General features: G+C 65.4%; 10 protein-coding genes. 7 read left to right on the forward strand and 3 right to left on the reverse strand.

Annotation, left to right across the window (positions count from 1 at the left end; genetic code table 11):
• Positions 1–41: 41 nt before the first annotated feature.
• Positions 42–377: a hypothetical protein gene (locus tag ASE82_RS14860; protein WP_056065003.1), complete on the reverse strand. Its 336-nt coding sequence runs from the start codon at positions 375–377 to the stop codon at positions 42–44.
• Between the two features lie 185 nt (positions 378–562).
• On the opposite strand from ASE82_RS14860, the gene ASE82_RS14865 reads away from it, so the two are divergent.
• The 4 genes from ASE82_RS14865 (at position 563) to ASE82_RS14875 (ending at position 4,076) form a co-directional block, all read left to right on the forward strand.
• Positions 563–964 carry a GNAT family N-acetyltransferase gene (locus ASE82_RS14865; RefSeq protein ID WP_056065005.1) on the forward strand — a complete coding sequence of 134 codons (402 nt, stop codon included), beginning with the start codon at positions 563–565 and terminating at the stop codon, positions 962–964.
• A 141-nt stretch (positions 965–1,105) separates the two neighbouring features.
• Positions 1,106–1,246, forward strand: coding sequence for a hypothetical protein (locus ASE82_RS19545; RefSeq protein ID WP_156348917.1), 141 nt, complete (start codon positions 1,106–1,108; stop codon positions 1,244–1,246).
• Positions 1,247–1,346: 100 nt separating this feature from the next.
• Positions 1,347–2,774 carry a deoxyribodipyrimidine photo-lyase gene (locus ASE82_RS14870; protein ID WP_235524736.1) on the forward strand — a complete coding sequence of 476 codons (1,428 nt, stop codon included), beginning with the start codon at positions 1,347–1,349 and terminating at the stop codon, positions 2,772–2,774.
• Between the two features lie 96 nt (positions 2,775–2,870).
• Entirely contained in the window at positions 2,871–4,076 is a 1,206-nt protein-coding gene (locus ASE82_RS14875; protein WP_056065009.1) for an MFS transporter, read from the forward strand.
• Between the two features lie 17 nt (positions 4,077–4,093).
• Here ASE82_RS14875 and ASE82_RS14880 read toward each other — a convergent pair whose 3' ends face one another.
• Together ASE82_RS14880 and ASE82_RS14885 are read right to left on the reverse strand one after the other, a co-directional pair.
• A complete protein-coding gene (locus ASE82_RS14880) occupies positions 4,094–7,123 on the reverse strand; it encodes a glycosyl hydrolase family 28-related protein (RefSeq protein ID WP_056065012.1) in 3,030 nt (1,009 codons plus the stop codon).
• A gap of 220 nt (positions 7,124–7,343) precedes the next feature.
• Positions 7,344–7,601: a helix-turn-helix domain-containing protein gene (locus tag ASE82_RS14885; protein WP_082441542.1), complete on the reverse strand. Its 258-nt coding sequence runs from the start codon at positions 7,599–7,601 to the stop codon at positions 7,344–7,346.
• A 285-nt stretch (positions 7,602–7,886) separates the two neighbouring features.
• Between ASE82_RS14885 and ASE82_RS14890 the strand changes: the two genes are divergently transcribed.
• The 3 genes from ASE82_RS14890 (at position 7,887) to ASE82_RS14900 (ending at position 13,151) form a co-directional block, all read left to right on the forward strand.
• Positions 7,887–9,233, forward strand: a complete 1,347-nt coding sequence (locus tag ASE82_RS14890) for a GntP family permease (RefSeq protein ID WP_056065014.1) — start codon at positions 7,887–7,889, stop codon at positions 9,231–9,233.
• Positions 9,223–9,954 (forward strand): FadR/GntR family transcriptional regulator, encoded by a 732-nt coding sequence (locus ASE82_RS14895; protein WP_056065016.1) that lies wholly within the window; start codon positions 9,223–9,225, stop codon positions 9,952–9,954. Before ASE82_RS14890 ends, ASE82_RS14895 begins: the two co-directional genes overlap by 11 nt.
• Before the next feature lie 203 nt (positions 9,955–10,157).
• Entirely contained in the window at positions 10,158–13,151 is a 2,994-nt protein-coding gene (locus ASE82_RS14900; protein WP_082441543.1) for a TonB-dependent receptor plug domain-containing protein, read from the forward strand.
• Positions 13,152–13,168 lie beyond the last annotated feature (17 nt).

A 13,168-nucleotide genomic window follows, 5' to 3' on the forward strand; every position in this document is an offset into this window, starting at 1 on the left:
TCGTGCCGTGAAATGTCCCGGCTAACGGCGGCGTCGGACGGTTAGGCGCGACCCTCGCGACGCTTGATCTCGCCCAGCAGCGCCTCGGCCACCGGGTGGCCGACCTCGCCACCCGACTGTTCGTATGCGCCGGCAAGCTCCGCGTCCGTCGCGCCCTGCAACAGCGCGTTCACCTCGGCGTTGAAGTCGTCGACCTCGCCCGCCGCGGCATCGGCGGCGTCCTCGCTCGTCACGGCCGGGTCCGCTCCGGCAGCCGGGGCGTGTGCCATCACGGCATCCTGCTTGAAGACGTCGAAGGCTTCGGCGGCCTCGTTGCGCTCCTCGATCGCGATTTCGAGGCGGGTGAACAGATCGAGCTGCGGTGCGGTGTTTTCCATTCCGCCAGCTTATCCGCGCGAACACGGTCCAGGCAACTCGTTCGCGCACGGCCGCTACCCGCAGCGAGAACGTACCAGGAATCTCTATAATCTAAAGCAACTCGTGAGACTTCCAGCCGGAACGTCCGTTCTGCCCTTCAAGCCGCCGACCTGGACCCAGCGATCGGTGGCAGCAGGGAGAGACCATGACCGCGATCCGAGCCGCCGAACCCTATGACCTGTCCCGGTTGATGGCGTTCGATTCCTTCCCCGGAGACCGGATCGCAGAGATCGTTGAGCGCCGCATGCTTGTAGCTGAAGTGGACGGCGTCATCGCAGGCTATATCGCGTGGCAGACCGGTGGATGCATCGGCATGGACTATGTGAACAAACTGGTGGTCGATCCCGACTATCGTCGCCACGGGATCGCCCAATCGTTGATAGCCGAGCTTAATTCGATCCTGAACGGGCGGGTTTTCATCTCGACCGGTGCCGACAACAGCGCAGCAATCGGACTTTTGAGGCTTACCAACTGGCAACCGGCAGGGCAGATCGTCGGCTTACGTCCGGCAGACGAACCAGAAATCTTTTACTACCGCGATTTATGATTCGAAAATTCGGCCGCCGCGTAAGGTAGCGATACCTTTTTTGGAATTAATGGGCCGAAGTGGTATTTTTGCGGGACTAGTAGAAGAGACGACTTCTGTAGCCAGACGTTTCGGTCGGTATATTCGGATATGCCACAACGGATGCTAAATCCCGATCAACGGCTTCGCGAGCATCTTGAGGATGCCTTGGTGGAGGCGGATGCGCTTGGCCAGACTGTCGTCGCCGCGCTGATCTCCGAGGCGCTCGATGCAATGCATACTCACGACCTTAAGGGATCGTAGAACGAAGCCTGTGTGTTGGGCGACAATGATACCGCAATTTCCGCAAGCCTCGAACGTCCCGCCGCTACAATCCTGGTCGGAGGCGCCTCGCGTTCGCCGGATGAACGCAGCCGAAGTCCGACCAAGCGGACGCTACGTTCTCTGCTGGCTGCAACAGGCGTTGCGGGCGCGGGACAATCCGGTAATCGACGCGGCGATCCGTCTCGGCAACGATCTCGGCCTGCCGGTCCTCGTCTATCACGGGCTGCGCGAGGACTACCCCTACGCGTCCGATCGCCTTCACCGCTTCATTCTCAGCGCAAGCCGCGATCTGGCGCGCGACTGCCGGCAGCGCCGCCTTGCCTGCGTCCAGCATGTCGACAGCGCCGACGCACGCGAGAAGGGTCTGGTCTACCGTCTGGCCGCCGACAGCGCCGCGGTGTTCGTCGAGGACCAGCCGACTTTCGTCGCGCGCTGGCAATCGGACCGTGTCGCCGCCCGTACCGAAGTCGCGATGTTCGCGGTCAATGCCGCATGCTTGGTACCCCCCGCGCTGCTCGGCGACGGCATCGGCTCGACCACCGCGTTCCGGCGCAAGCACGAGGCAGTGCGTGCGGATTGGCTGGCGACCGACGACCTTCAGGCGGGCGTTGCCGCGTATGACGGCCCCCTGCCCTTCACATCGGATCGACTTGAGTCATGCAGCGATGACGACCTTGACCGTCTGGTCGAAAGCGCGGCGATCGATCATTCGCTTGCGCTCAGTCCGGACTTCCCGGCCGGTCGCGAGGGCGCGCTAAGCAAGCTCGAACGGCTGATGGACATTGTGCTGCCGACCTATGCGACGACCCGCAACGATGCGACCAAGCCGGTCGGTGCTAGCATGCTCTCGCCCTATCTGCATTTCGGCGTGATCGGCCCGCGCGAAGTCATGGCCACCGTCGAAGCCGCCGATGCGCCCGCCGCCGCCAAGACCAAATTCGCCGACGAACTGCTGACATGGCGCGAGTGGTTCCACTACCAGGCTCGCGCGCTTCCCTCGCCCGAGCGCTACGACCGCGTCTCGGAATGGGCCCGCGAAACGCTGGCCGCTCACGCTTCTGACCCGCGTCCGGAAGTGGAAACGCTCGCCGACCTGCTCAACGGAACCACCCGCGACGAGACCTGGAACGCCTGCCAGCGCCAGTTCTTGGTCGACGGCTGGATGCACAACAACCTGCGCATGTACTGGGCGAAACGGATCATCGCCTTGACCCCCGATCCGGAGACGGCGTGGGCGACCGCCTGTTACCTGAACGACCGGCTCAGTCTCGACGGGCGCGATCCGTCGACCTACGGCAACATCGCGGCGTCGTTCGGCGCAGGATCGCCCGGTCGCGACGGGCCGCCGATTTACGGCAAGGTGCCGACGCGGTCGGATGGCTCGACCCGGCACCGCGACGGTGGCCCAGAGTGGCTTCACGCCGCCGCAACGCGTACCGCGCCCGAACCTACGCTGCCATCGGGCCTGCCGTCCGCACTTTACCTTACGGGCGAACTGCCCATCTAACCCGAGCGCGCGTCGCCGCCCGCTAACAACGCTCGACCCATTCACCTGCAAGCATGGCGCGCCCGTCAGGCGCGGCGCCGTACACCGGAATTGACCATGACATCGACCGCGCAAGACCGCCCGGAACCTCGTACGACGGGCTATGTCCTGACCAGCAGCGTGACGTTCGCGATGGCGGCCGCTGCCGGCGTCGCGGTCGCCAACATCTATTATAATCAACCGATGCTGGGCGTGATCGAGAAAGACCTGCCGGGCAAGCTGTCCACGCTGATCCCCACCGCCACACAGCTCGGCTATGCCGCCGGCCTGTTCTTCCTCGTACCGCTTGGCGACCTGATCGAGCGCAAGCGCCTGATCGTGATCCAGTTCGCCGTCCTCGCCGCCTCGCTGGTCGCCGCCGCAGTCGCGCCCACCGCTGGGCTCGTCGTGGCTGCATCGCTGCTGGTCGGTATCGCCTCCACGGTCGCGCAGCAGATCGTCCCGCTGGCCGCCAACCTCGCCGCGCCGGACCGACGCGGGGCAACCGTCGGCACGGTCATGTCGGGCCTGTTGTGCGGCATATTGCTGAGCCGAACACTCGCCGGCTTCGTCGCCACGCATGCCGGCTGGCGCGAGATGTTCTGGCTCGGCGTGCCGATGGCGCTCGCCGTCGGCCTCTGGATGGCGATCAAGTTGCCCCGCAGCCAGCCAGCCGCCACACTGTCCTATGGCGGCCTCCTCCGCTCGCTCGTCGGGCTGTGGCGCGAGTTCGGCGCATTGCGACTGGCGACCGTCACCCAGTCGCTGATCTTCGCCGCATTCACCGCGTTCTGGACGATCCTCGCGCTCAGACTTCAAGAGCCGCGCTATGCGCTGGGCGCCGACGTCGCGGGCCTGTTCGGCATCGTCGGCGCAGTCGGCATCTTCGCCGCACCGATCGCCGGACGGTACGCAGATCGAAAGGGCCCGCACACGGTGATCGCGCTCGGCGCAGCGCTGACGCTGGTGTCGTGGATCCTGTTCGGCGTGTGGACGTCGATCGTGGGCATGGTCGTCGGCGTCATCGTGCTCGATTTCGCGGTCCAGAGCGCGCTCGTCTCCAACCAGCACATCGTCTACGCGCTGCGCCCGGAGGCCCGGGCACGGCTCAACACGATCTTCATGGGCGGGATGTTCCTGGGCGGCGCGGTCGGGTCCGCTGCCGCGACGCAGGCCTGGGCCGCGGCCGGCTGGTCCGGCGTGGCCATGCTCGGCATCGTGCTGACCGCGCTGGCGACGCTGATCCAGACGGTCAGCCTGGTTCGGCGCAAGCGGGCGATCTGACCGACCGCCCGGCGCGCTTACAGTCCGATAGAGTAGAGTGCGTGGTGCGCCAGGATGAACAGCGTACGACGATCGGCGCCACCGATGACGAGTTGCAGCGGACGTTCCGGTACGTCGATACGGCGTAACAGCGTGCCGTCCGGCCGGTAGACGAACACCTGTCCATTGGCGACGTACAGGTTGCCGGCCGCGTCGCGCGCCGCGCTCTCACCGCCGCGCGGTGCGACGACCTTGAGGTCCGTCACCCGGCCATTGTCGCCAACCAGGCCGCTGTACGTGCGGTTCTCCGATCCGTTGGTCAGCACCACCCGCTCGCCGGGGGGCGCCGTGACGAACCCGTAAGAGTCGAGCGTATCGGACCAGCGCCAACCCTGATGATCGTCAGGCCCCTGGTTCCACACGCGGAACGCCGGGAGCACCAGCGAACCGTCGGGCGAGACATATTCCTGCGCCTTCGCCTCGCCCATCTTGCTCGTGAAGAAATCGGCGAGCGGTGGATATTGGTACGTCGTCGGATCGATCCGGTCGGCGAATTCTCCATTCGCCCAGACGTTGACGGGCAGCACCGTCGCCGCACCGCGTCGCGCCTTGGCTGGGGTCGGCGCAATGACCTTGACGTCGGAGGGCTTGGTCGGGTCGATGCTGTAGACGGTCCCGTCTCGCCCGGCCGATGACAGCACCAGCAGATCGCCGGACTTGTCGACCGCGAGGTTCACCGCGTCGAGCGGCGCTTCCGCGACTATCGACAGGCCTTCGGTCTTCGACCAGCCATGGATCCGCTGGAAGCGGCGATCGATGAAGTACAGCTTGCCCTGCGCATCGACCGCGCCACCGGCGATCGAATAGAAACCGTCGGCGAGTTTCTCGACGCCAGGCGTTGCGGGTATCGGGATTTGGACCGCCGTTGCAGGTGCGGCCGGCACGTCGAGCTTGGCGAACTCGAGTTCGCGCACTTCCTGCCCGCGCGTCATGTCCTTGATCGCGTTCTCGAACGGGAACTTGCTCGCGCGCAGATATGTGCCGCAGCCCTTCGCATCGCAGCTCGCAAACCCGCTTTCGGCGTTCACATGGACATTGCGGAAACGGATATCGCCGGAATTGTAGAGCTTTACCGCGGCGTCCATCGGCTTGATCGACCGCGTGACGCGGTAGCTGTGATAATTGGCGAACAGGATGTTGCGCGAATTGCGGATTTCCGTAGAAATCGCATCGACGCCGTCGCGCACCTCCTGCTCGGTCTGCGGCGCGAGGAATTCCCAGTTCTCGACGTTGTCGAGTACGATTTCCGCGCGATAATGATGCTCGGCCGAGAGTTCGTAGACGTGGCCGGGGGTCTTGGTGTTCGAGACGTGGAATCCAGCCGATGCCAGCGTGTTCGGCGACCAGATCGCCGCGAACGTGCCGCCGCCGCCGTCGGTCACCCAGATGCTCGGATGCTGGCCATCGAAGCGCGCACGCGGATCGCCGAATCCGATCGGGCTGCCCTTGGTCAGCACGGTGCCGCCGCCGCCCTGGATCTTGACGTCATTGATCATCGACGCCTCGCCCGCCCTCCAGAGAAGCGCGGTCGCACGCGGGTTCACGCCGCCGGTCCATAAGCCCAGGCCGGAGACGATAGCGTTGCCGCCTTTCGCGCTCTCCAGCAGAGCCTTCGGGCCACCGACGCCCATATAGGCCGGCGTCTCGTCGGGGAGATAGAGATGCGTGAGGCTCGGGTGTAGCGAGATCAGCACGCTGTCGGGCCGCAGCTTCAGCGTGTCGGTGACGCGGTAGCGACCGACCGGAAGATACAGCACACGGTGGGTGTCGATCGCGCGCTGCAAGGCTGCGGTATCGTCGGTGGTATCGTCACCTTTGACGCCCAAATCATGCACGTTCGCCCATTCGCGCACGGCCGGCATGGCCCGGATCGCCGGCGCGCGTCGGGCAGGAAGGCGTGCGAGCGGCGCGATCGAGACGTCGGTCGCATATTCGCCGATCGTGCCGAGGCCCGCGAGCTTCAGACCGTAGGAAAAGTCGGCGACTCGGTAGGTCGGCCCCGCCGCCGCGACGGTCTTGCCGCTGTCACGGAAGCGCGCAAAGGTCGGCGTGTTGCTCGCGACCGCATTGTCGAAGCCGATCTGCGTGAAGACGCTGTTCTCGGCGGAAACGACGATGCCCGCCTGCGACACGTTCTCGAACCGGACGTCCTTGCCCCAGAACGAATCCGAATAACCGCGGTCGATCTCGATTCCAACCGGCGTATCCCGGATCGCGACGTTGACCAGCGTCAGGTCGACCTCATGCTCGCGGATCGCGGCGTCGCGCTGCCCCTGGAACTCCGAATCGAGCAATGTGAACTGCCACGCGGGCGACGTCTTCTCCGACATGATGCCGTAGCGACCGCCGTAGAAGCGCAGATTCTCGAACTCGTTGCCCGCCTGATAGACGCCGGCGAGACCCGATCCGATATGGAAGTCGACGTGCCGAAGATAGCCGTGCTGTGCGACTCGGAAGCGCACCGCGACCGCACCGGCATTGCCGTCGCCGATCCGGAAATCGACGTTGGACAGCGTGGAATAGAAGGTGCTCGATGTCGCGTCGAAGATCGCCGGATCGAATGGCACGCTGGTACGCGGCGGTACGGGTGCCTTGCCGACGCGGTACTGGTCCTCGCCGGTGAAGCTGACCATCGCCGCCACCCCGGACCCGAAACCTGCACTGTTGTCGGCGAGTACGATCTCGGGGCGAGTCGCGCCGACGCCGAAGACACGGACGGCGGACCGGATGAAGATCGTGCGGGTGATCCGGTAGCGTCCCGACGGCAGGAACACGACGCCGCCATGACCACCAGCCGCCGCCGCGTCAATCGCCTGCTGGATCGCCACGCTGTCGTCCACGCGGCCGTCGCCGACGCCCTTGACGGTGATCGCGCGCGGATCATTGGGTTGGCTGAGATAGACCGAGACCGACCGGGTCGGCGCCGCGGTCTTTGCGGACACGGTCTTTGCGAAAGCCGGGCTGGCGACAAGAAGCGCTGTTCCGCAGAGCAGCCATTTCGCAACCATCGTCCGTCTCCCGTTATCAGGACAGCAGTCCTACCGTTCGTGGAGGCCCGCTTCATCTGCGACGAAGGTCGTATTCGGAACCTTCAATCCTCCCCCGCAAGGGGGAGGTGGCTGGCCCTTGCCAGACGGAGGGGGAGGTAAGGATAACGTCTGTTCCGCGTCCGCCCCCTCCGTCGCCTATGGCGCCACCTCCCCCTGGCGGGGGAGGATAAAGCGGATGTCAGATCGCTAGCGTCTGCGCGACGATCGCAGCCTGCGTCCGGTTGCGGACGTTCAGCTTGCGCATCAGGGCTGTCATGTGGACCTTCACGGTAGCCTCCGCGATCCCGAGATCGAACGCGATCTGTTTGTTGAGCAAACCCGAATGGACGCCGCGAAGGACCCTGATCTGCGTCGGCGTCAGGCGCGGCGACGCGGCGCACGTCACGGCAGTGGTCGCGGCCGAAGGTTGGTGCGTATCGTATCCAGGCCGTTCCATGGTCATCCCTCCCTGTGCGCCGGCCGAAGTCGTAGCGGCCGATGGGTGGCCGAGACGCGGTGGCAGCCGCTATTGATCCAGTGATCCGTTACGCGGATTCGGTTGGACAGGTTTTGACTATGGGCCGCGCTATCGGACGCAATCAAGCCTTTTTTGTTGTCAGATCGAAAAGACCTGTCGTACAGATCTGCCATCATATTGGCAGGCGAAGGCGCCGCCGACCAACGGGAGGGGCGTGATGTCACGAGCACTGGACGAGCGCGCGCGACTGCGATCTGTACGCCGATGATCAGCCCCGACATGCGACTCGTGATCGCTGCACTCACGGGGATATTGCTTGCCGTCCTGATGATCGTTCGCGGTCGACTCCACCCCTTCATCGGCCTGTTGTGCGGTGCGTTCACCGTCGGCCTGCTCGCCGGGCTCCCCCTCCCCGACGTCGCCAAGGCGGTGCAGAAGGGGGTCGGCGACATTATCGGCGGCACCGGGCTGGTCGTCGCGCTCGGCCTGTCGCTCGGCGCGATGCTGCATCTGTCGGGCGCGGCTGCGTCGCTTGCCAAAGGCGCGCTGCAGTTGACCGGCAAGCAGGCCGCACCCTGGGCGACGCTGGGCATCGCGATCATCGTCGGGCTTCCGCTGTTCTTCGAGACCGGCCTCGTCCTGCTGCTGCCGATCGTCGTCGCGGCCGCCGAGGAAATGACCGGCAAGGACGGCGCGGAACGCGATGCCGCCAAGTTGAGGCTGATCATGCCGGCGCTGGCAGGACTCGGCGTGGTCCACGCTCTGGTCCCGCCCCATCCCGGCCCCCTGCTCGCGGTCGAGGCGTTGGGCGCCAACCTCGGCAAGACGATGCTCTACGGCATCGCGATCGCCATTCCGACGGCGATCATCTCCGGTCCGCTGCTCGCGAAGTTCACGACGCGCGGCGTGCGGCTGGAAGCACCGGTGTTGCATGATCCGGGGCTCGGCATCGCCCCGCCGCCGCGGCTGTGGTCGCTGTTGATCGTGCTCCTGCCGGTGCTGATGATCGCGACCGGCGAGCTGGGACAGATGATCCCGGGCATGAAAGGAACCGCATGGCTGGTTGCCGCGAGCAACCCTGTCGTCGCGCTGCTGCTGACCAACCTCATCGCGCTCCCGCTGCTGTTCGGCCGCCGGCTGCGCGAGGCTGCGATCCAGAACGCGGTGTGGCACGAGACGATGGGGGCCGCGGGGGCGATCCTGCTCGCGATCGGCGCGGGCGGCGCGTTGAAGCAGGTGCTGGTGACCGCAGGCCTGTCCGACCTGCTCGCGCGCACCGTATTGATGTATTCGATCTCGCCGCTGTTGCTCGGCTGGCTGGTCGCAGTCGGGATCCGCCTTGCTGCCGGCTCCGCGACGGTCGCGACGATCACCGCGGTAGGCATCATGCCAGGCGTCGTCGCAAGCTCGGGCGTGTCGCCCGAACTCGTCGTGCTCGCGATCGGCGCGGGCTCCGTGTTCTTCAGTCACGTCAACGATCCCGGCTTCTGGCTCGTCAAGAGCTATGTCGGCACCAGCACCGCGGACACGTTCCGCACCTGGTCGTTGCTGGAAACGTCGATCTCGGTCGTCGGCCTCGCGTTCGTCCTGGCGCTCAGCCATGTCGTCTAAGACTCCGAGCACCCCGCCGCCGACCGTTCCGGACAAGCCCGCCGCGAACGGCATAAGGCTGGCGGACCGCGCCTATACCGCGATCGTCCAGATCATCCTCGATGAGCAGCTCGCGGTCGGCGACCGGCTTCCCGCCGAGGACAAGCTCGCCACGATGTTCGGCATGTCCCGCACGATCGTCCGCGAGGCGCTGGCGAGGCTCGCGTCCGACGGCATCACGCAGGCGCGGCGCGGTGCGGGATCCTACGTCAAGCGGCGACCGTCGGAGCGGCTCGGGTCGCACATGCAGATGGCCGACATCGCGGCGACGCTCGGCACCTACGAAGTCCGCTTCGTACTGGAGGCGGAGGCGGCGCGACTCGCGGCACAACGCCGGTCGCACCACCAGATGGACGCGATCGAACACGCGTTGGAGGCATTGCGCACCGCGTTGCTGTCGAACGCGCCGGCGCATGACGAGGACTGGGTGCTGCACCGCGCGATCGCCGAGGCGACCGCCAACGCCGCGTTCCTGCCGGTCTTCGATCACCTCCAGGATGCGGTGATGCGGATCCTCCGCGCCGGGGTCGACATCTCGCGGTCGCGTGCGCCGGAAGTGATCAAGGCGATGATGGACGAGCACGACGCGATCGTCGAAGCCATCCGCGCGCAGGATGCGGACGGCGCGGCGCTGGCGATGCGCTGGCATCTCTCGCAAGGCCGCAAGCGCCTGATGCCCTGACGCATCAGGCTTCGGCTCGCGCGCCGCACCTGCGACCATGGTCGTAGATGATACCGCGCTCAGTATATCGTAGAGAACGACAAGAATGACACGTCGCCAAGCCGGACCACGGCACGCGCTACGTGCGACAAGGGGATGGACGGATGAACAAGGTTACGCGCGGTCGACGGTCAGTCGGATCTTTCAATGTTAACGCAACCAGCATGATCGTGCTGGCCACCGCGTTGCTCTGCGCCCCTGCCGCAGCCCAGACAATTGCCCCGCCGTCCGACCTGCCCGCTTCGACTCAATCGGCCGATCCGGCAGCACCGCCTCAGCCCCTGACCCCGCAGACCGCCGCAGAAGAGCAGGCCGCGCCGGACAAGGACATCGTCGTCACGGGGTCTCGCATCGTCTCGAGTGGCTATAACGCGCCAACACCGACGACCGTGATCGGCGAGGACCAGATCCTCAAGAACGCGCAGCCAAACATCTTCAACGCCGTCGCGCAGTTGCCGTCGCTGCAAGGCTCGACCGGCGCCTCCACCGGCACGTTCAGCACGTCGAGCGGTACGCAAGGATTGAGCTCGTTCTCGTTGCGCGGCCTTGGCCCGATCCGTACGCTGACCCTTCTCGATGGCCAGCGCGTCGTCGGCGCCAACGTCTCCGGCGTGCCCGACATCAGCATGTTCCCGCAGCTGCTGGTCAAGCGCGTCGACGTCGTCACCGGCGGCGCATCTGCCTCCTACGGCTCGGACGCGGTGGGCGGCGTGGTCAACTTCATCACCGACACGCGCTTCAAGGGCTTCAAGGCGAACGTGCAGGGCGGCATCACCAATTACGGCGACGACAAGCAGGGCCTGGTCCAGGCCGCGTTCGGCACGTCGCTGTTCGGCGACAAACTGCACCTGATCGTCAGCGGCGAATATGACGACGAGGACGGCGTCGGGCCGGGCGATTTCGGCACCGACCTCGCCAAGGGTCGCGACTGGTATCGCGCGACCACGCTCGTCAACACCGGCCAGACCAACAACGGCCTGCCGCAGTTCAACTACCGCGACTATGCCCAGCCCTATCAATATGCGCGCTTCGGCCTGATCAACAACGGCCCGTTGCAGGGCATCGCGTTCGACCAGAACGGCGCGCCGTATAATTTCAACTATGGCTCGAACGGTCGTCCGACCGGCACCGGCGGCGTCACCAACTGCTTCCCCGCCAACAGCTTCTGCGTCGGCGGCGACCTGTCGGGCGCGCCGGGCTCGGGCGCATCGCTCAAATCCTCGCTGGAACGGCTCAACGGCTTCGGGCGGATCGGCTTCGACTTTGCCGAAAACAACGAGGCCTATGTCACCGTCAACGTCGCACAGGTGAAGACCAGCAACCAGCCGAGCCCAGGGTACAACCGCCCGAACCTGGCCGTGCAATGCGCCAACCCCTTCCTGCCACAGCTGGTGCGGGATCGTTGTGCGACGGCGATCAATCCCGCCACCGGTACTCCAGGGATCACGCAATTCAACTTCGGTACCAGCAACGGCAACTTCCCCGATCCGCTGGTCCAGACGGACCGTCGCCAATACCGTTTCGTCGGCGGGCTGAAAGGCAAATTCGAGATCGGCAGCACGCCCTGGACCTACGATGCCTATTACGAGCACGGCATCACAAAGGCGGCGATCGACGTCGACAATACCGTGTTGCAGCCCCGCTATGTCGCGGCGACCAACGCGATCACGCTGAACGGCGCGATTGTCTGCGCCGATCCGGCCGCGCGCGCCGCCGGGTGCCAGCCTATCAACATCTTCGGCGGTGCGGTGCCGTCGGCATCGGCGCTCGCCTATGTCACGCCTGCCAACGGCCCGCTCCAGCGCACCAAGCTGACGCAGGACGTCGCCAGCCTCAACTTCTCCGGCGAGCCGCTCAACTTGTGGGCCGGGCCGTTGGCGGTTGCCTTCGGTGGCGAGTATCGTCGCGAATTCTACCGCGTCCACGGCGACCCCTATGGTGCGGGCGTCACCGCACTCAGCCCCAACAGCACCGCCTATCCCGCCGATCCGCTGTTGAATTCTGCATTGGGTAGCAACTGGGCGGCAGGCAACTACAAGAACGGCCGCGGCAAGTACGAAGTTTACGAGGGGTTCCTCGAGCTCAACCTGCCCCTGTTCAACAGCGAAGCCATCGGTCGTGCCAACCTGAACGGCGCCGGTCGCGTGACGCACTACTCAACGTCGGGCACGGTTTGGGCGTGGAAGGCCGGCGGCACTTGGGATACGCCGTTGGACGGTATCCGGTTGCGCGCCGTCACGTCGCGCGACGTCCGCGCGCCGAACCTGTCCGAACTGTTCGCCGCACCGACCGTCACCACGCTGCCGAACTTCACCAATCCCTTTTCCGGTAGCGGCGTGCAGGCGTTCCAGAACACCGTCGGCAACCCCGATCTGAAGCCGGAAATCGCGCGCAACACCGAGGTCGGTATCGTCCTGTCGCATCCGTCATGGGCACCGGGTCTCGGCCTGTCGTTCGACTATTACAAGATCAAGCTCGACGGCGTCGTCTCGACATTGTCGCCCGACCAGATCGTCCGCTTCTGCTTCGAGGGCAATCAGGCGTTCTGCGGCGGCTTCGTGCTGAACAGCCCGACCCAGGGCGGCAATTTCATCAACGTCCAGCCGTTCAATCTGGCATCGTGGAAGACCAGCGGGTTCGATATCGAGGCGAGCTATCAGTGGAAAAAGCCGCTCGGCATCCCCGGCAACTTCACGCTCCGCGTGCTGGGTACGCATGTGAAGGAGTTCCTCGTCGACGCCGGGATCGCCGGCGTTGACGTGGTCGACCAAGCCGGGGCCAACAACGGCGCGACGCCGGATTGGAAGTGGCTGGCGACGCAGAGCTACGACAACGACGTCTTTAGCCTCAACCTGCAGGAGCGCTGGTTCTCGGACGGCGTGTTCGGCAATCAATATGTCGTCTGCACCAGCGCTTGCCCGGCCTCGACCGCCAACCACCCGACCATCGACTATAACAAGATGAAGGGTGCCTTCTACATCGACCTCGGCGGTTCGGTGAACCTGACCAAGCAGGTCAGCATGTTCTTCAAGGTCGACAATCTGTTCGATCACGACCCCGCGCCCGCACCGCAGACCAACACCGGGCTCGACGTCAATCCGGCGCTGTACGACACACTGGGCCGCATCTACCGGCTCGGGGTCCGCGCCCGGTTCTGATCGACCTCGACCCCGGT

The organism is Sphingomonas sp. Leaf230, assembly GCF_001421745.1.
Lineage (GTDB): Bacteria > Pseudomonadota > Alphaproteobacteria > Sphingomonadales > Sphingomonadaceae > Sphingomonas.